Here is an 18,509-nt window from a genome sequence, read left to right as displayed (position 1 = left end):
TCAGAAGTCGACCGACGCCGACAGCGTGAAGGTGCGCGGCGCGCCCAGCACCAGGTAGCCGTTGTTCGGGTAGCCGCCCACCGAGGCCCAGTAGTTCCGGTTGGTCAGGTTGTCGATGCGCGCGCGCAGCGTCACCAGCTTGCCGGCCACCTCGGTGAGGTAGCGCGCTCCGACATCGAAGCGCGTCCAGCCGGGCACGCGCAGCGTGTTGGCGGCGTCGGCGTAGCTCGGGCCCGTGGCCACCACGCGGCCGTCCAGCGACAGGCCGCGCACGCCTGGCACGTCCCATTCCACGCCGAGGGTGCCCAGCGTCTTGGCGATGCCGATGACGCGGCGGCCGTCGGTCGTGGCATCGCCCGTGGCGCGCTGCTTGGCGTCCAGGAAGGTGATGCCGCCCATCAGGCGCACGCCCTTGGCCGCTTCGCCGAAGGCGGTCAGCTCCAGGCCCTGGTGGCGGTCGCGGCCTTCGGCCACGTAGTAGCCGGCGCTGTTGACGAGCGCGCGCGGCTTGTCGGTCGTGAAGAAGGCCAGGCCGCCGCCGATGCGGCCGCCGTCGAACTTGATGCCGATCTCTTTCTGCTTCGACACATAGGGCGACAACTGCGTGCCCGCGTTGCGCACGGCGCCGCCGGTCGACACCGTGGGCGCGGTGTCGCCCTTGCTCAGGCCCTCGATGTAGTTCGCGTACAGCGACACCTGCGGCTGCAGCTTGAACACGAAGCCGGCCATCGGGCTGGTGCGGCTCTTCTCGTACGCGGAGGGCTTGCCGGTGTCGTAGGCGAAGTCGGTGCTTTCCAGCTTCTGGCGCCGCACGCCGAGCGTGAGCTGCGCGCGGTCGTCCAGGAACGACAGGGTGTCGCCGATCGCCAGGCTGCTCAGGCGCGTCTGCGTCAGCAGCTCGGGGTTGTCCATGTCGTTGCCGCGGAAGGCGCTCACCGTGTAGGCCGGGATCGGGTAGCCGATGGGCGCGTACAGGTTGCTCTTCAGGGGGTTGAAGAAGTCCCACTTGTAGGCGTTCTTCTCCTTCAGCTGGTAGTAGGAGTACGAGGCCACCACCGTGTGGTTCACCGGGCCGGTCGTGAACTTGCCGCGCACGCCGGCTTCGGCCGTGCGGGTGCTGTCCTGGCGCTGGTTCTCGAAGCGCGACATGTTGCCCGCGCCGAGGTTGTTCGTCACCGTGAGGCCGGCCAGCGCATTGCCCTCGTGGCTCTTGCGCGCGCCGCCGGCGATCCAGGCCGTGACGTTGTCGGTGATGTCGTACTCGCCGCGCAGCGAGCCGAAGGTGTCGCGCTCGTTGGAGTAGGTCCAGGGCTGTGCGTAGTTGAGCTGGTTGTCGGGCGCGGACGGCACGCGCGTCACGCCGGCGCCGAGCGTCACGTTCGGGCGCGTGCGCGTCAGGCGGTGTTCCTGGTGGCCGATGTCCGCCGAGATGCGCGCGTTGCGGCTGCGCCAGTCGAAGCCGACCGAGGCCACGTCGAGCTTCACCTGCTCGGCGTTCACGCCGGTGCCGCCGTCGCGGTGGGCCGCGTTCAGGCGCACGCCCAGGCTCTGGTCGGGCCCGAAGCGGCGCGCGATGTCGGTCGACACATAGCTCTGCGAGCCGCTGGCCGTGCCGAGCGTGACCTGCGTGAGCGGGTCGTTCGGCGCGCGCTTGGGCAGCAGGTTGATGTTGCCGCCGATGCCGCCGCCCGTGGGCGTGGCGCCGTTCAGGAAGGCGCTCGCACCGCGCAGCACCTCGACGCGCTCGAACAGCTCCGACGAGATGTACTGGCGCGGCAGCAGGCCGTACAGGCCGTTGTAGGCAATGTCGTCCGAATTCACCACGAAGCCGCGGATGAAGTACGACTCCTGGAAGTTGCCGAAGCCGCGCGCCACGCGCACCGAGGGATCGTTCTGCAGCACGTCGGCCACGCTCTTGGCCTGCTGGTTCTGGATCAGCTCGTGCGTGTAGCTGGTGCTGGAGAAGGGCGAATCCATCATGTCCTGGTTGCCCAGGATGCCCACGCGCCCGCCGCGCGCCACCTGTCCGCCCGCGAAGGGCTTGGTCAGGCCTTCGGCCGAGGCGTCGGCGCTGGCTTCGACGGTGACGGTGCTCAGCGTGCCGCTGGCAGGTTCAGCCGGCGGCGTCTGCGCCAGGGCCGTCAGGGCGTGAAGGGCCAGCAGCGAGGCGGCCACGGTCGGGCGGAGAAAGAAGCGGGGAGCGGGCATGAAAGATCGACCGGATGCAAATGAGAACAGTTATTGTTCATTGTTTGCACTCACTCATCGATACTTTCTTGCGCTGTTGCAAAAAAGTGTCAGCCAAAAGACTGAATGTCAGACCTCAGCGCGGCATCCGTTGCCCGTCCACGAACACATGCAGCTCGCCCGAGGCGAAGGGCGTCCAGGTCTCGTTGGTGGTGAGCGGCGCCGTCACCACCACGGCCACGCGGTCGGTGGGCGTGGTGTGCTGGGCGAAGTCGATCTCCAGGTCTTCGTCCGAGAGCTGCGCCGTCACGAAGGGGTGGCGGCGCTCCACGTACCAGAGGTTGGTGGAGGCATGCGCCCACAGCGCCTGCCCGTTCGACAGCATGAAGTTGAAGGTGCCGTGCGCCGCCAGCTGCGGCGCCAGTTCGCGCAGCGTGAGCGTGAGCTCCTCGACGCTGGGCACGCCCGCGTGCGACTTGGCCAGCTCCTGCATGATCCAGCAGAAGGCGTGCTCGCTGTCGGTGTTGCCCACCGGGTGGAAGTTGCCGTGCAGGCGCGGGCGGAAGTCCTTCAGGTCGCCGTTGTGGGCGAACACCCAGTAGCGGCCCCACAGCTCGCGCACGAAGGGGTGGCAGTTCTGCAGGTTGACCTCGCCCTGCGTCGCCTTGCGGATGTGCGCGATGACGTTGCGGCTTTGAATGGGGTAGCGCCGGATCAGCTCGGCTACCGGCGACTCGCAGGCCGGCTGGTGGTCGACGAAGTGGCGCAGCCCGCGGTCCTCGAAGAACGCGATGCCCCAGCCGTCGGCATGGTGGTCGGTGCGGCCACCGCGCTGCGCGAACCCCGTGAAGCTGAAGGTCACGTCGGTCGGCGTGTTGCAGTTCATCCCTAGCAATTGGCACATGGCTGTGATTAGACCGCGATTCAGGATTTGGAGGAGGAGGCGGGCAGCCGCAGCCACCCGAGCACGCGCTCGGTGCCCAGCTGCGTGCGCCCTTCAGCAAGTACCAGCGGCAGGCGTTCGCGCGAGGTGCCGAAGGGCCCGGGGTTCTGCTGCACGATCTCGACCGCGTCGGCGTCCACGCGCGACACGATCGCCACGTGGCCGTAGGGATTGAAGAGCCACGGCGCGAACACCACGATGTCGCCCACCGCCGGCGCACTCGCGCCGCCGTTGCGGTGCTGCACCAGGTTGCGTGCCGTGTTCAGCGCGCCGTCCGCCACGGTCGCGTCGAAGAAGGCCTTGGCATGGCCGCGCGCCTCGGGCATGCGGTGCTGGTGCCGCTCGTAGTAGTAGCGCTTGACGAACTCCACGCACTGCCAGCGCAGGCCGATGTTGTAGCCGTCGGGCGCCACGCTGCGTCCGTCGACGTGGTTGATGGCGCCGTTGTAGTACACGGGCACGCCCTCGAACTGGTCGATCACCTCGCCGGGCGCATGCGTCGGGTTGACGTTGAAGCGGCTCGCGGCCCACAGGCCGAGCAGGGCGACGAGGACGAGGGCAGAGAGAACGACGACGGTGCGGCGGTTGATGAAGCGGGGCATGGACGGTGAAGCAGGACGCGCGGCCACGGGCCGGCAGCGACGAGCTTAGTCCATGCAAAGACCCGCTTAGCCTCAGAGCCCGTGCAACGCCGCCATCTCGCCAATCAATTCACGCTGGAACGCATCGAAGCGCGCCGACGGCTGCTGCAGCCCGAAGAAGTCGCTGAACGGGTCTTCCACCTCGGTGCGGTGGCCCGACAGTTCTTCCACCACCGCCAGCCCGCAGAAGGGCACGCAGGCTTCCGAGTAGCCGCCTTCGTGCACCACCACCACACGCCCGTCGCAATGCTTCGCGGCCAGTGCGTTGACCTGCCGCATCATCTGGCGGAACGACTCGGGGTGCAGCTGCATGCGCGCCAGCGGATCGACGCCGTTGGCGTCCAGCCCGCTCGCCACCACGATCAGCTCGGGACGGTAGCGGTCGATCACCGGCGTCACGATGCGCTCGAAGGCGTGCATGTAGGCCGCGTGACCGCCGCCGGGCTGCAGCGGGATGTTCACGTTGAAGCCCAGCCCCGCGCCCGTGCCGCGGTCTTCGGCGCCGCTGTAGCCGGGCGGGAAGCAGTTCTCCTGGTGCAGCGACAGCGTGAGCACGTCGGGGCGGTCGTAGAAGATCTCCTGCGTGCCGTTGCCGTGGTGCACGTCCCAGTCGATCACGGCCACGCGGCCCAGGCCGTGGCGCGCCTTCATGGTCTCGATGGCCACCGCGATGTTGTTGAACAGGCAGAAACCCATGCTGTGCTCGCGCAGGCAGTGGTGGCCCGGCGGGCGCGTGAGCGCGAAGGCGTTGCGATGGCGGCCCTGCAGCACGCTGTCCATCGCGGCAATCGCCAGGCCACTCGAGAGCTTCGCGATCTCGTAGCTGCCCGGGCCGAAGGGCGCCACCTCGCCCAGGTCGCCGCCGCCGGCGTCGCTGGCGGCCTTGAATTTCTGCAGGTAACCCGCGGGGTGCACGCGCTGCAGGTCTTCTTCGCTGGCCATCGGCGCGCTCAGCACGTCGAGCTGCGCGCTCAGGCCCGACACGTCCATCAGCGACTTGATGCGCCGCTTGGAATCGGGCGACTCGGCCATGCCGCTGCCGGCCATGGGCTGCACCCAGCCGCCCACCGGCAGGAACAGGGCATGCAGCCCGCCGGGCACGTGCCAGAAGGTGCGTTCATCGTGAAAGAAGGCGGTGGTCTTCATGCGGTGCGTCCTTGTGTGGAGGGAGGAAGAGGTACGGGCAGCGAGGCTTCGTCGCACGGCGGCGGATGGCGCTGCACGCTCAGGCCGCGCCAGCCCCAGCGTTCGCGCGCCAGGCCCCACAGGCCGCGCGGTGCCAGCAGCATGACAGCGATGGCGATGCAGCCCATCGCGATCAGGTACCAGCCGCCCGACATCGCGAACCAGGTGTTGAACAGCTCGCGCAGCCCGAAGTAGATGACGGTGCCGATCAGCGGCCCCTCGATGGTGCCGATGCCGCCGATGCCGCCGATGATCACGATGAACATCGCCGTCACCACCCAGTTGATGTCGAAGGCCGAGTCGGGCGAGACGAACATCGTGCCCATGAAGTGCGCCCCGCCGGCCAGCCCGAAGCCCAGCCCCGACAGCACGAAGGCGATGAAGCGGTTGCGCCACACGTTCACGCCGATGCTGGTGGCGGCCAGCTCGTTGTCGCGCACCGCCATCAGGCCCAGGCCGAAGGGCGAGCGCATCAGCAGGTACACGCCGGCCACCGCCGCCAGGCCGATGGCGCCCGAGATCCAGAACGCGTTCTGCTGGAAGGTCTCGGCCTCCACCAATCGCACCGCCTGCAGCGGCACGCCCGACTCGCCGCCGAACAGCGGGAACTTGGCGACCAGCAGGCGCACGATCTCGGCCAGCACCCACATGCCGATCGAGAAGTAGGCATCGCGCAGGCGGAACATCAGCGGCGCCACCACGGCGGCCAGCAGCGCGCCGCCCAGGCCCGCCACCGGCACCATCCAGTAGGGCGAGATGCCCAGCCGGTCGGAGGCCACGAACAGCAGGTAGGCGCCGATGCCGGCAAAGGCCTGGTGGCCCATCGACACCAGCCCGGTGTAGCCGGCCAGCAGGTTCCACATCTGGGCCATGGCCAGCGTGATCAGCACCTCGCTGAGCAGGCGCAGCAGGCCGCCGTCGGCCACGGCGGGCGCGAAGGCGATGGCAAGGGCCGCAGCGGTGAAGCCGAGCCAGGCGGCGAGGGACGGAGGACGCATCGAAGTCATCTCAGGTACGTGCGCCAGCGATGCCGTTGGGGCGCACCATCAGGACCGCGAAGAACAGCAGGTGGGCGTACAGCGCGCCCGCATTGGAATCGAGCCGCTGGCCCACGAGCTGCGCCACGCCCAGCGCGATGCCGCCGACCAGCGCCCAGCGGAACGAGCCCAGGCCGCCGATGATCACGACCTCGAACGCGCCCAAGAGCCGCTCCACGCCCGAGAACGGCGTGAACGAGGTGCGCAGCGCCAGCAGCAGCCCCGCCACCGACGCGAAGGCCAGCGACAGCCCCATCACCACCGCATACACATGGCGCGGGCGCACGCCCATCGTGCGCACGATCTCGCGGTGGTCCGAGGTGGCGCGCACCACGAGGCCGAAGCGCGAGTGCTGCAGCAGCCACTGCAGCGCGCCGAAGGCCAGCACCGCGAGCACCAGCACCAGCACCGGGTACCAGCCGATGCGCAGCCCGCCGATCTCGAAGCCCGCCGTGGCCAGCGCGCCGCCGTCCAGCGCGCGCGGGTCGGCGCCGAACAGTTCGACCATCAGGTTGCGCAGCACCACCGCGATGCCGAAGGTGACCAGCACCGGCGTGAGCGGATCGTCGGTGGCCACCGCGCGGTTCAGCAGCAGCCGCTGCAGCAGGTAGCCCATGCCGAAGGCCGCCAGCGCCACCGGCGCGATGAAGAACAGCGGCGACACGCCGGGAAACTGCGTGGCCAGGAAGACCGCGAAGTACGCCGCCAGCACCACGAACTCGCCGTGCGCGAGGTTGACCATGCGCATCACGCCGAAGACCAGCGCCAGCCCGAGGCCGAAGAGCGCATAGAGGCCGCCGAGCAGCACGCCGTTGATGAGGGTTTCGAGCCAGGCCATGGTGGGGAGGTGTTCAGTGTCCGAAGTAGGCGTTGGCGATCTGCGCGGCGCTGAAGTCCGATGCGCGGCCCGCCAGCGTGACGCGGCCCTTGAGCAGGCAGTACACGCGCTGCGCGATGCGGCAGGCGCGCGTCACGTCCTGCTCCACCACCAGCAGCGCCGTGCCCTGCGCGCGGATGTCGCCGAAGGCGCGGTAGATCTGCTCGATGACCACGGGCGCCAGGCCCAGCGAAATTTCGTCGCACAGCATCAGGCGCGGGTTGGCCATGAGCGCGCGGCCGATGCTCACCATCTGCTGCTGGCCGCCCGACAGCTGCGTGGCCGGCCGGTGGCGGAACTCCTGCAGGATGGGGAACAGCGCGTACACGGTGGGCAGCGTCCAGTGGCCCGTGCGGCCGCACAGCGCGCCCATGCGCAGGTTCTCTTCCACGGTGAGCGAGGGGAACAGCATCCGCCCCTCGGGCACCAGCGCGATGCCGCGGCGTGCGATGCGCTCGGCCGGCTCGGCTTCGATGGCTTGGCCGTCGAAGCGGATGGCGCCACGGCTGCGCGAGCCCAGCCCGGCAATGGCGCGGATCAGCGTCGACTTGCCCGCGCCGTTGGCGCCGATGAGCGCGGTGGCTTCGCCTTCCGCCACGTCGAGCGACAGGTCGAACAGCGCCTGCAGGTCGCCGTAGTGGCTGCACAGCTCGCGCACTTCAAGCAGCGGCATGGGTGCTCTCCTGCAAGGTGTCTTCATCGCCCACGCCCATGTAGACCTCGCGCACCTCGCGGCTGGCCATGGCGGCGGCGGGTGTGTCTTCCAGCAGCTTGCGGCCGAAGTTCAGCACCATGATGCGGTCGGCCACGGCCATCAGCGCCTGTGCGATGTGCTCGATCCAGATCATCGCCACGTCCTGTTTCAGCTCGAGCACCAGCGCCACCAGCACCTGCACCTCGGCCTCGGTGAGGCCGCCGGCGATCTCGTCGAGCAGCAGCAGGTGCGGCCGCGCCGCCAGGCCCTTGGCCAGTTCGAGCCGCTTGCGGTCCAGCAGCGGCAGGCGGCCGGCCGGCACGTCGGCGCGGTCGGCCAGCCCGGTGCGTTCCAGCACGGCCCAGGCCTGGCGCGCGGCCTGCGCGCGCGGCAGCCGCGCGGCAAAGGTGGCAGCGGCCAGTGCGTTCTCGTAGGCGCTCAGGTGCGCGAAGGGCTGCGGGATCTGGAAGGCGCGCGCCACGCCCAGCCGCGCCCGCGCATCGGCGCGCAGCCCGACGAGTTCGCGGCCTTCGAGGCGGATGCTGCCCGCGTCGGGCACGGCCACGCCGGTGATCAGGTTGAACAGCGAGCTCTTGCCCGCGCCGTTCGGCCCGACCACGCCCAGGCACTCGCCGCGCGCGAGCGAGAGCGCCACCTGGTCGGCCACGACGATCTCGCCGTAGCGCTTGCACAGGCCGTCGATGACGAGGCAGTCGCTCATGCAGCTTTCAGCTGCGACAGCAGCTTGAGCTCGTCTTCCACCGGAATCTGTTTCGCGGTGCTGTTGTGCGTGATGACCAGCTCGTACGGAAACTTGCTGCCCGCCTTGGTCTTGCGCCACTGGCCCGCCACCATCGGTGTGACGGCGACGCTCTTGATCGGGCTGCCCTTGAAGTCGATGCGCCCCACCACCGAATCGAGCTGCAGGTTGGCCAGCGCGTCGCGCACGGCCTTCTTGTCCTTCGGGTTGGTGGCGTTCTTCAGCGCGGCAATGCCGACCTCGAACAGCGCGTGGCCGTAGCCGATGGGCTGCGTCCACTGCTTGCCGGTGGTGGCCTCCCAGTCCGCCGCGAGCGCCTTGGCGCTCTGGCCGGTGAGCGACGACTTGAACGGGAAGTTGGGCGTCCACCAGACCTCGGTCGACATGCCGTTGCCCGCCGCGCCCAGCGACTCCACCGCGCTCGGGAACAGGAACGACGCGGCCATCGTCACCACCTCGGGCCGGTAGCCCGCCTGCTGCGCCTGCTTCCAGAAGGTGGCGAAGTGGTTGGCGTAGGCAAAGCCCGAGACGATGTTCGCGCGCGCCGCCTTGAAGCTGGAGACCTGGTTGCTGAAGTCGTCGGTCGCGATCTTGAAGAAGCCGCCGTTGGTCTCCTTGTAGCCGCGCTGCTTGGCGCCGCCCGGGATGCCCGTAGCGGGATCGGCGAAGGCGTGGCCCGGCCCGTTGTCGATGTACAGCGTGCCCAGCGTGCGCTCCACCTTCAGCGGCTCCCACATGCCGAAGAAGTTCTTCAGCACGTCGTCGGCGCCCCAGAAGAAATGGAAGGAGAACGGAAAGCCTTTTTGCGGCGTGGAGCCGCGCCCGAAGGTGATGGCCTGCCACGGCCCCATGGTCGAGACCATCGGCACGCCGTTGACGTCGCACAGCTGGCCGGCGGCCAGCGCGGCGTCGCTGTCCTGCACCAGCAGCAGGTCGACCTTCTCGCGCAGCAGCAGTTCGCTGGACATGGTGGCGCCGCGGTTGGCATCGGACTGCGTGTCGCGCACCACGATCTCCACCTTGTAGGTCGTGCCGCCGATGGTCAGGCCGTCTTTCAGCGTGGCGCGCACGCGCTCCAGGCTCCACGGGTCGGCTTCGCCGAAGTTGGCGCGAACGCCCGACAGCGTGGTGAGGTAGCCGATCTTGATGGTCTTCGATTGCGCATGCGCCAGCGCAGGCACGCCGGCCAGCGCGGCCGCGCCGCCGCCGACGACGAGTTGGCGGCGCGTGAGGGCGCCGGAGGCTGCACGGAAAAGGTCGGAGGAGAGAGCGGCGGGCGTGTCGGCGGACATGGAGGTTCTCCTTGGCGGATGAAGGATGGACAGGTCCGCATCCTCTCTCTGCGCGCCGCCGCGGCGTTATCGAAAACTGGCAAAACGCGGGCCCGTGCCCGCGGATGTCATTCGGGCCGCAGGTTGACCGACTTGGCGATGGCGCGGTAGCGCTCCATGTCGGCCTGGTAGCCGCGGCGCAGCTCGGCCAGCGTCTGTTCGGGCGCCACCTTGCTGCCGCCGAGTTCCAGCGCGCGGCGCAGCTCGGGCTTGAGCATCATCTGGTTGAAGGCCGTGTGCAGCCGCTGCTGCGCCTCCTCGGGCACGCGGTGCGACACCTGGATGCCCGCCCACAGGCTGTAGACGAAGTCGTCCAGGCCCTTGCTGTTGCGGATCAGCGGAATGGCCGTGAAGCGCTCGTGCGGCGCCGAGGCCGCGATGCCCAGCGCCTTGACCTTGCCGGCGTCCAGCAGGTCGGGCACGTTGCCGGCCAGCGGCGCGAACACCAGGTCGATCTGCCCGCCCAGCAGGTCGTTCACCAGCGGCGCGAAGCCCTTGTAGGGCACGTGCAGCATCTTGGTGCCCGTCTGCTGCATGAAGCGCTCGCCCAGCAGGTGGTACAGCGACCCGGGGCCGATGCTGCCGTAGCTCAGCTCCTTGGTGTCGGGCCGGCGCAGCAGTGCGATGAGTTCGTCGACGCTGCCCGCGCCCAGGTCCTTGCGCGCCAGCAGCACCATCGAGGTGACGGCCATCACGCCGATGGGGCGGAAGTCCTCGGCCTTGTAGCGCGCGCTGCTGAGCGTGAGCGGCGTGAGCATCAGCTCCATCGGCGACCCCACCAGCAGCGCCGTGCCGTCGGCCGGCGCGTTGGCCGCCTTCATCACGCCGAGCGAGCCGCTGGCGCCGGGCACGTTGTCGACGATGGCCGGCTGGCCCAGCAGCCGCGACAGCTCGGGCGCGGCCAGCCGCGCGTTGATGTCGGAGCCGCCGCCCGCGGGGTAGGGCACGATCAGGTTCAGGGTCTTGCCCCCCAGGCCCTGCGCCAGGGCGGGCAGGGCGATGGGGGACAGGCCGGCGGCCAGGCCGGCAGCAATCAGCGAACGTCTGCGCATGGGTTCTCTCCTCGGGTTGTGTGAGATGTGTCGGAGTACGGGAAACAGGGGGCTTGCTACTGCTGCAGCAGTGGCGACTGCACGTTCGCGAAGGGCACGGCCTGGTGCCAGCCGTGCGCCATGCGCAGCACGTCGAGGTCGGCGCCGGGGCGGCCGATGAGCTGCAGGCCCATCGGCAGGCCGCGCGTGCCCTCGGCCTGCGAGAAGCCGGCCGGGATCGCCATCGCGGGCAGGCCGGCAAGCGACGGGCCGATGGTCACTTCCATCCAGCGGTGGTAGGTGTCCATGGCACGGCCACCGACCTCGCGCGGCCAGTGCACGTCGGCCGGCAGCGGGAACACCTGCGCGGCTGGCAGCACCAGGAAGTCGAAGCGTTCGAAGAGCTTCAGCAGCGCGGCATGCCACTGCGTGCGCGTGACGGCCGCCTCGTGCAGCGCGGCGGCGCTCAGGCGCTCGCCCTGCTCGATCTCCCAGCAGGCCTCGGGCTTGAGCTGCGCGCGCGTGGCCGGGTCGGCATGGAGCCCGCGCAGCGCGCCGGCCACGATGAAGCCGCGCAGGCGCAGCCAGGCGGTCCACAGGGCGTTGAAATCGAAAGCGGGCACGGCAGGCGCAACGCTGCAGCCCGGTGTGTCGAAATGCCGCAGCGCCGATTCGCACAGCGCCATCACGCCCGGGTCCATCGGCAGGTGGCCGCCGAGGTCGCCGAGCCACGCGATGCGCTGGCCGCGCAGTTCCGCATCGAGCGGTTGCGCGAAGGCCTCGCCGTCGCCGGCCAAGCTCAGCGGCGAGCGCGCGTCGTAGCCGGCCTGAACCGACAGCAGCCAGGCCACGTCCTCGGGCGTGCGGCCCATCGGTCCTTCGCAGCCCAGTTGCTGGAAGAACAGCTCCGGCCCCGGCCCGGTGGGCACGCGGCCCAGCGACGGGCGCAGGCCGTACACATGGTTCCAGGCCGCGGGGTTGCGCAGCGAACCCATCATGTCGCTGCCGTCGGCCACCGGCAGCATGTGCAGCGCGAGCGCCACCGCGGCGCCGCCGCTGCTGCCGCCGGCCGCATGGTCGAGGTTCCATGCGTTGCGCGTGGTGCCGAACACCGTGTTGTAGGTGTGCGAGCCCAGGCCGAACTCGGGCGTGTTGCTGCGCCCCACGAAGAGCGCACCGGCGCGGCGTAGGCGCTCGACCATGATCGCGTCGTGCGGCGTGACCTGTCTGGCGAACACCGGGCTGCCCATGGTGGTGGGCAGCCCGGCGGTGGCGACGAAATCCTTCGGCGCCATCGGGAAGCCGTGCAGCCGGCCCACCGCGTCGCCGCGCGCCAACTGTGCATCGCAGGCGTCGGCCTGGCGCAGCATCTCTTCGGGCGCTTGCAGCGACACGAGCGCGTTGACCTGCGGGTTGAGGCGCTCGATGCGCGCGAGGCAGGTCTGCATCAGGTCGCGGCACGAGAGCTCGCGGCGTTGCAGGGCGGCGGCGAGCGAACGGGCGCTGGGAAGGGGGGGCAGCGTGGCGGACATATGGCGGTCAACGATAGCGACCGCCTCCGCAAGCAGGTATCAAAAAACGGCAAAACTGGCGCCCCGAAAACCGAGGGATTCCCCTCGGCCCGTGCACCGGATCAGTGCCTCGTGAGCGCCGCGCCGCGCAGCGTCTGCGAGGGCAGCTCGCCGAACTGGCGCCGGTAGTCCGTCGCGAACTGGCTCAGGTGCCAGAAGCCCCAGTGCGCCGCGATGTCCTGCACCGAGCGCGACTCGGGCCGCTTCAGTGCGCGGCGCACGCCGTTCAGGCGAAGCGCCCGCAGGTAGCGCGCGGGGCTCAGGCCCAGCGTTTCCTGGAAGCAGTAGTTCAGCTTGCGCTGGCTCGCACCGATGCGGCTGCACACCTGCAGCATCGACAGCGGCTCGTCGGGCCGCGACATCATCAGCTCGCAGGCGCGGCGCACCACGCGGCGGTGCGCCTCGGTGGAGCGCAGCTCGCGCAGGTCGACGTCTTCGGGCAAGGCGTTGAGCCAGGCCAGCAGCACGTCGTCGCGCAGCTGCACCGTGGCGACGGAGTCGTCGAGCAGGCCGGGCATCGCGTCGAGTGCGCTGAAGGCGCCGCGCAAGGTGCCGCGCAGCGACTGCATGGTGGGGTCGTCGAAGTGCAGCACCACGCGCCGTTCGAGCCAGGCCGGCGGCGCGCGGTCGTTCAGGCGTTCGGTGAGCGACTGCAGCAGCGCGTTGTCGACCACGATGCCCGTCAGCTCGAAGCCCGGCGGGCTGCACAGGTCGAGCTCGTCGCAGCGCCCGACCATCACCGACTCGGTGTCCAGCCGCTGGCCCGAGAAGCGCGCCTCGCCGTCCTGCCGGCAGGTGAGCGCGAAGCCGCAGCAGTCGGGGTTCATCTCGCCGTGCTGGCGCAGCGCGCGGTTGGTGGTCTCGCGCACCAGCCGCAGGCCGGGCAGTTGCACGTGGTCGAGAAAGCCGGCGAAGCTGCCGCCCGAGAGCATGTCGCACGCCAGGTGCCAGCCGTTCTGGCCGCTGGCGTAGGCGTCGATGTCGTGCGTGGACAGGGTCCAGCGCGTCGCGACGGTGGGGGCGGGGGCAGGAAGAACGGAGGCGGTCTGGCTGGTCATGGCGGTCCGGCGAAGCGGTGGCAGGGGCGTGAAGACCCGTGCCGGAAGCAATCTCCAGACCAGATTGTTTCGTTGACAACGATCTTAAAGTGACAGGGCAAACCCCTAAGCCACCCGACCGTGGCCTATTCGAGCTCGCCGCTGGGCTCGAAGCCGGTGGTGCTGTCGAACAGCTTCTGCACGATGGTCTGCAGCACCTGGCGCTCGTCCGCCGTGAGCTGCGAGAACAGGCGCTGCGCCGTGTCGTGCGCCAGCGGCACCATGTCGCGGTACAGCGCCAGGCCTTCTTCCTCGAGCGACACGATGACCTTGCGGCGGTCGTCGGCCGAGGGGTGCATGTTGGCCAGGCCCAGGTCCACCAGCCGGTGCTGCGCGCGGCTCACGCGGGCCTTGTCCATGCTCGTCTTCTGTGCGATTTCGAGCGCCGACAGTGCACCGTACTTGCCCAGCACCACGACGATGCGCCACTCCGGAATCTGCAGCGAGAAGCGGCTCGCGATCGACTGGCCCACCGTCTGGCTCACGCGGTTGGCGACCACCGAGAGCTGGAAGGGCAGGAAGGTCTCGAGGTCGAAGGCTGGGGCGCCGGCAGCGCTGCTGCGTGCCTTGGGAAGGGCCTTGGCGCTCGGTCGGGAAGGGGTGCGTGAACGGGGCACGGTGAGGTCGTGGCGTGGAGGCGTCGTGAAAGAGGATCGGCGCGGACAGTATAGGAAGCCCTTTGCGCGCGACGCACGAGGCCGCGCGAGGTTTGCCAGTTTTCGATAACGCGCCAAGGGGCTCGCTCCCTATCGTGCAGGGCATGGACTACCCTGAACTCGCACTGCACATCGCCGGCCAATGGCGCACGCAGACCGCCGGCGGCCGCCGCGCGGTCGTCAACCCCGCCACCGAAGCCACCATCGCGCAGCTGCCGCTGGCCGGCCGCGACGAACTCGCCGAAGCGGCCGCGTCCGCACGCCGCGGCTTCGTGCAGTGGCGCGGCAAGAGCGCGCTCGAGCGCTGCAACATCCTGCGCACCGCCGCGCAGACCCTCCGCGAACAGGCCAAGACGATTGCGCACGTGCTCACGCTCGAGCAAGGCAAGCCGCTGGCCGAGTCGCTGCGCGAGGTCACGCTGTCGGCGGACATCATCGACTTCCAGGCCGAGGAGGCCAAGCGCTTGTACGGCCGTCTCGTGCCACCGCGCGTCGAAGGCATCCTCTCGCAGTCGGTCATGCGCCAGCCGGTGGGGCCGGTGGCGGCCTTCACGCCGTGGAACTTTCCGGCCAACCTGCCGGCGCGCAAGCTCGCGAGCGCACTGGCCGCGGGCTGCAGCGTGGTCATCAAGCCGGCGGAAGAAACGCCGGGCACCTGCATGCTGCTGGTGCGCGCCTTTCTCGACGCGGGCGTGCCGCCCGATGCGTTGAACATGGTGTGCGGCGATCCGGCCGAGGTGTCGTCCTTCCTCATCGACCATCCGGCGATCGCCAAGGTGTCGTTCACCGGTTCGGTGGCCGTGGGCAAGCTGCTGGGCGAGCAGGCGGCGCGGCATGTGAAGCGCTTCACCGGCGAGCTGGGCGGCCACGCGCCGGTGATCGTCTGCGACGACGCCGACTTTCCGTTCGCGCTCAAGCAGTCGCTCGCCGCCAAGTTCCGCAACGCGGGCCAGGTGTGCGCGTCGCCGATCCGCTTCTACGTGCCGCGTGCGCGCTTCGGCGAATGGAGCGACGCCTTCGTGCAGGCCGCGCGCGCGCTGCGCCTGGGCGACGGCACCGACCCCGCCACGCAGATGGGCCCGCTCGCGCACGCGCGCCGCATCGAGGACATGCAGCGCTTCGTCGACGACGCCGTGGAGCGCGGCGCGCAGCTGCTGTGCGGCGGCCACCGCGTGCAGCGCCCCGGCTTCTTCTTCGAGGCCACCGTGATCGCGAACGCACCGGCCGACAGCCGCGTGATGCGCCAGGAGCCCTTCGGCCCCATCGCCGTGCTGCAGCCCTACGACACGCTCGACGAAGCCATCGCCCAGGCCAATGCCTTGCCCTACGGCCTGGGCGCCTACGCCTTCACGCGCGACCTGCACACCGCGCACCGCCTGGGCGACGCGCTCGAAGCCGGCATGGTCGGCATCAACCACTTCGGCGTCTCGCAGCCAGAGATGCCCTTCGGCGGCTGGAAGGAAAGCGGCATCGGCCAGGAGATGGGCGCCGAGGGCCTGCTGCACTACACCGAGGTCAAGACCCTCACCGTCGGCGTGCCGTCCTGAGCACACCCCCCATACTTCCGGAGACCTGCATGACAACGAAAGAAGCCGCCGCCTTGGCGGCGCTCAAGCAAGACAACGCCCAGTACCTGTGGCACCCCATGGCGCATCCGCAGGCCATGCTCAAGAGCAAGCCCGACATCATTGCGCGCGGCCAGGGCTGCTGGATCTGGGACATCGACGGCCACAAGATGCTCGACGGCGTCGGCGGCCTGTGGGCCGCGAACCTGGGCCACAGCAACCAGCCGGTGCGCGACGCCATCGTTGCGCAGCTGGACGAGCTGCCCTTCTACAACGTGTTCCGCGGCACCACGCACCCGCGCGCCATCGAGCTGTCGGCGCGCCTGGTCAAGACCATGGAACCCGACGGCGTGGCCGCGGTGTTCTTCAGCAACGGCGGCTCCGACGCGGTCGAAGGCGCGCTCAAGCTCGCGCGCCAGTACTGGAAGCTCAAGGGCCAGGCCGACCGCTTCAAGTTCATTGCGCTGCGCCAGGGCTACCACGGCGTGCACTTCGGCGGCATGAGCGTCAACGGCAACCTGAACTTCCGCCGTGCCTACGAGCCGCTGCTGCCGGGCTGCTTTCACGTCGACACGCCGTGGCTGTACCGCAACCCCTACACGCAGGACCCGGAAGAACTCGGCGAGATCTGCGCCACGCTGCTGGAGCGCGAGATCCAGTTCCAGGGCCCCGACACCGTGGCCGCCTTCATCGCCGAGCCGATCCAGGGCGCGGGCGGCGTGATCGTGCCGCCGCCCAACTACTGGCCGCGCGTGCGCGAGATCTGCGACAAGTACGGCGTGCTGCTCATCGCCGACGAGGTCGTCACCGGCTTCGGGCGCGGCGGCGCGATGTTCGGCACGCGGCTGTGGAACGTGAAGGCCGACCTGTGGTGCCTGGCCAAGGGCATCTCGTCGGGCTACGTGCCGCTGGGCGCCACCGCCATCGGCAACAAGGTGGCCGAGGTCTTCCTCAACGACCCCACGGGCCAGGCCGCGGTGGGCCACGGCTACACCTACAGCGCGCACCCTGTGGCGGCAGCCGCCGCACTCGCCACGCTGGACCAGATCGAGGCGCTCGACGTGCCTGGCAACGCGGCGCGCGTGGGCGCGCATTTCCAGGCGCGCGTGCGGCCCTTCGTCGACAAGTTCAGCTTCGTCGGCGACGTGCGCGGCATGGGCCTGATGCTGGGCATCGAGATGGTGGCCGACAAGGCCACGCGCACCACGCTGCCGCGCGGCAACCCGATCGCCGCGAAGGTGGCGCAGGCGGCCTACCAGCGCGGGCTGATGGTGCGCATCTCGGGCCCGAACCTCATCCTCTCGCCGCCGCTGGTCATCACGCGCGAGGAGGTGGACTTCATGGTCGATGCGCTCGAAGGTGCGTTCGCCGACGTGGAAGCGACGCTGTGAGTGCATCGCCCACGATCCTGCTGATCGGCACCGCCGACACCAAGAGCGCCGAGCTGCTGTTCATGCGCGAGTGCATCGAGGCCGGCGGTGGCCGCGTCGTCGTGATGGACGTGGGCGTGCTCGACGGCGCGCCCTTCACGCCCGACATTCCCAACACCGAAGTCGCCGCGGCTGCCGGCAAGACCGTGGCCGAAGTGGCGGCCAGTGGCGACGAGAACAGCGCCATGACGCTGATGGCGCGCGGCGCCGCGAAGCTCGCCGCGCGCTGGCAGGCCGAGGGCCGCATCGATGGCCTGCTCGCGCTGGGTGGCACCATGGGCACCGACCTCGCGCTCGACGTGGCGCAGGCGCTGCCGCTGGGCGTGCCGAAGGTGCTGGTGTCGACCATCGCCTACTCGCACCTGCTGCCGCCCGAGCGCATTCCGCCCGACCTCATCATGGTGCTGTGGGCCGGCGGGCTCTACGGCCTCAACAGCCTGTGCCGCTCGGCCTTGAGCCAGGCCGCGGGCGCGGTGCTCGGCGCCTGCCGCCAGGCCTGCGTGCCGGCCTTCCAGAAGCCGCTGGTGGGCATGACCTCGCTGGGCTCCAGCGCGCTCACCTACATGAAGACGCTCAAGCCCGCGCTCGAAGCGCGTGGCTACGAGGTCGCCGTGTTCCACACCACCGGCATGGGCGGTCGTGCCTTCGAGGCACTCGCCGCCGAGGGCCGCTTCTGCGCGGTGATGGATTTCAGCCTGCAGGAGCTGGCCAACCAGCTCGGCGGCTCGTGCGTGACGGCCGGCCCCGACCGCCTGCTCGGCGCGGGCCGCGCAGGCACGCCGCAGATCGTCGCGCCCGGCGCCATCGACATGCTCGACTACCCGGCCTGGCAGTCCACGCCCGAAGGCCTGGAAGGCCGGCCCACGCACATCCACAACCGGCTGCTGGCCTCGGCACTGAGCGCGCCCGCATTCCGCCGTGGCGTGGCCGCCGAGATCGCACGCCGCCTCGCGCGTGCCGAGGGCGCCACCTGCCTGCTGATGCCGCTGCAGGGCATCGAAGGCTGGGACCGGCCCGGCGAGCCGCTGCACGACCCCGAAGGCCTCGCGGCCTTCACCGAAGCGCTGCGCAGCAGCGTCGACCCCGCGCGGCTCGTCGAGCTCGACGCGCACATCAACGACAGCGCGTTCTGCGACGCCGCACTGCAGGTGTTCGACGCCTGGGTGGCCGACGGCACCGTGCCCGCAGGGAGCCGCGCATGAGCCCCGCCGCACAAGCCCTCGTGCTCGACTTCGGCGGCGTCATCAGCCGCACGCTGTTCGAGACCCACGCCCTCACCGAAGAGGCGCTGTCGCTGCCGCGCGGCACGCTCACCTGGCGCGGCCCCTTCGACCTCGCGAGCGATCCGCTGTGGCGCGACATGCAGGCCGACAAGCTCTCGGAGCGCGACTACTGGATGGCGCGCACGCGCGAAGTGGGCGCGCTGGTCGGCGAACGCTGGGACCGCATGGAGACCTTCGTGCAGCGCGCGCGCGGCGCCGACCCCGAGGCCGCGATCCGCCCC

General features: G+C 70.0%; 16 protein-coding genes and 1 pseudogene. 4 read left to right on the top strand and 13 right to left on the bottom strand.

Features of this window, described 5'->3' with window-relative positions:
- The 13 genes from VBO01S_RS18825 to VBO01S_RS18765 all read right to left on the bottom strand — a co-directional run bounded on the left by VBO01S_RS18825 (position 1) and on the right by VBO01S_RS18765 (position 13,971).
- Complete coding sequence (locus VBO01S_RS18825) at positions 1 to 2,208, bottom strand: TonB-dependent receptor (RefSeq protein ID WP_062477713.1); 2,208 nt, start codon at positions 2,206 to 2,208, stop codon at positions 1 to 3.
- A 115-nt stretch (positions 2,209 to 2,323) separates the two neighbouring features.
- Positions 2,324 to 3,091 (bottom strand): class II glutamine amidotransferase, encoded by a 768-nt coding sequence (locus VBO01S_RS18820; RefSeq protein WP_062477710.1) that lies wholly within the window; start codon positions 3,089 to 3,091, stop codon positions 2,324 to 2,326.
- A gap of 20 nt (positions 3,092 to 3,111) precedes the next feature.
- The gene (locus VBO01S_RS18815) at positions 3,112 to 3,732 is read right to left on the bottom strand and encodes a CHAP domain-containing protein (RefSeq protein ID WP_062477707.1); all 621 of its coding nucleotides are present in this window, start codon (positions 3,730 to 3,732) and stop codon (positions 3,112 to 3,114) included.
- 72 nt (positions 3,733 to 3,804) lie between these two features.
- Positions 3,805 to 4,917: a histone deacetylase-like amidohydrolase gene (locus VBO01S_RS18810; protein WP_062477704.1), complete on the bottom strand. Its 1,113-nt coding sequence runs from the start codon at positions 4,915 to 4,917 to the stop codon at positions 3,805 to 3,807.
- Positions 4,914 to 5,954: a branched-chain amino acid ABC transporter permease gene (locus tag VBO01S_RS18805; RefSeq protein ID WP_062477746.1), complete on the bottom strand. Its 1,041-nt coding sequence runs from the start codon at positions 5,952 to 5,954 to the stop codon at positions 4,914 to 4,916. The genes VBO01S_RS18810 and VBO01S_RS18805 overlap by 4 nt, the downstream gene beginning before the upstream one ends.
- A 10-nt stretch (positions 5,955 to 5,964) precedes the next feature.
- Positions 5,965 to 6,831, bottom strand: coding sequence for a branched-chain amino acid ABC transporter permease (locus VBO01S_RS18800; protein WP_062477701.1), 867 nt, complete (start codon positions 6,829 to 6,831; stop codon positions 5,965 to 5,967).
- A 13-nt stretch (positions 6,832 to 6,844) separates the two neighbouring features.
- Positions 6,845 to 7,543, bottom strand: coding sequence for an ABC transporter ATP-binding protein (locus VBO01S_RS18795; RefSeq protein ID WP_062477697.1), 699 nt, complete (start codon positions 7,541 to 7,543; stop codon positions 6,845 to 6,847).
- Positions 7,530 to 8,285, bottom strand: a complete 756-nt coding sequence (locus VBO01S_RS18790) for an ABC transporter ATP-binding protein (RefSeq protein WP_062477694.1) — start codon at positions 8,283 to 8,285, stop codon at positions 7,530 to 7,532. The genes VBO01S_RS18795 and VBO01S_RS18790 overlap by 14 nt, the downstream gene beginning before the upstream one ends.
- Complete coding sequence (locus VBO01S_RS18785; RefSeq protein WP_082818196.1) at positions 8,282 to 9,616, bottom strand: ABC transporter substrate-binding protein; 1,335 nt, start codon at positions 9,614 to 9,616, stop codon at positions 8,282 to 8,284. The genes VBO01S_RS18790 and VBO01S_RS18785 overlap by 4 nt, the downstream gene beginning before the upstream one ends.
- A 107-nt stretch (positions 9,617 to 9,723) precedes the next feature.
- Positions 9,724 to 10,707 carry a Bug family tripartite tricarboxylate transporter substrate binding protein gene (locus VBO01S_RS18780; RefSeq protein WP_062477691.1) on the bottom strand — a complete coding sequence of 328 codons (984 nt, stop codon included), beginning with the start codon at positions 10,705 to 10,707 and terminating at the stop codon, positions 9,724 to 9,726.
- A 56-nt stretch (positions 10,708 to 10,763) separates the two neighbouring features.
- Positions 10,764 to 12,218 (bottom strand): amidase, encoded by a 1,455-nt coding sequence (locus VBO01S_RS18775; protein WP_062477687.1) that lies wholly within the window; start codon positions 12,216 to 12,218, stop codon positions 10,764 to 10,766.
- Between the two features lie 101 nt (positions 12,219 to 12,319).
- Positions 12,320 to 13,315, bottom strand: a complete 996-nt coding sequence (locus VBO01S_RS18770) for a helix-turn-helix domain-containing protein (protein ID WP_062477684.1) — start codon at positions 13,313 to 13,315, stop codon at positions 12,320 to 12,322.
- 125 nt (positions 13,316 to 13,440) lie between these two features.
- Positions 13,441 to 13,971, bottom strand: coding sequence for a MarR family winged helix-turn-helix transcriptional regulator (locus VBO01S_RS18765; RefSeq protein ID WP_062477681.1), 531 nt, complete (start codon positions 13,969 to 13,971; stop codon positions 13,441 to 13,443).
- 143 nt (positions 13,972 to 14,114) lie between these two features.
- Between VBO01S_RS18765 and VBO01S_RS18760 the strand changes: the two genes are divergently transcribed.
- The 4 genes and pseudogenes from VBO01S_RS18760 to VBO01S_RS18745 all read left to right on the top strand — a co-directional run.
- The gene (locus VBO01S_RS18760) at positions 14,115 to 15,557 is read left to right on the top strand and encodes an NAD-dependent succinate-semialdehyde dehydrogenase (RefSeq protein WP_062477678.1); all 1,443 of its coding nucleotides are present in this window, start codon (positions 14,115 to 14,117) and stop codon (positions 15,555 to 15,557) included.
- A gap of 29 nt (positions 15,558 to 15,586) precedes the next feature.
- Positions 15,587 to 16,966, top strand: coding sequence for an aminotransferase class III-fold pyridoxal phosphate-dependent enzyme (locus tag VBO01S_RS18755; RefSeq protein ID WP_062477675.1), 1,380 nt, complete (start codon positions 15,587 to 15,589; stop codon positions 16,964 to 16,966).
- Positions 16,963 to 18,207 carry a Tm-1-like ATP-binding domain-containing protein gene (locus tag VBO01S_RS18750; RefSeq protein ID WP_062477671.1) on the top strand — a complete coding sequence of 415 codons (1,245 nt, stop codon included), beginning with the start codon at positions 16,963 to 16,965 and terminating at the stop codon, positions 18,205 to 18,207. The genes VBO01S_RS18755 and VBO01S_RS18750 overlap by 4 nt, the downstream gene beginning before the upstream one ends.
- Positions 18,204 to 18,509: pseudogene (locus tag VBO01S_RS18745) on the top strand (HAD family phosphatase); the annotation flags it as partial. The gene VBO01S_RS18750 and the pseudogene VBO01S_RS18745, both read left to right, overlap by 4 nt.

Origin of the sequence: Variovorax boronicumulans NBRC 103145, assembly GCF_001591345.1 — a bacterium.
GTDB classification, from domain to species: Bacteria; Pseudomonadota; Gammaproteobacteria; order Burkholderiales; family Burkholderiaceae_C; genus Variovorax; species Variovorax boronicumulans.
This window is presented reverse-complemented; position numbering and strand designations above follow the sequence as displayed.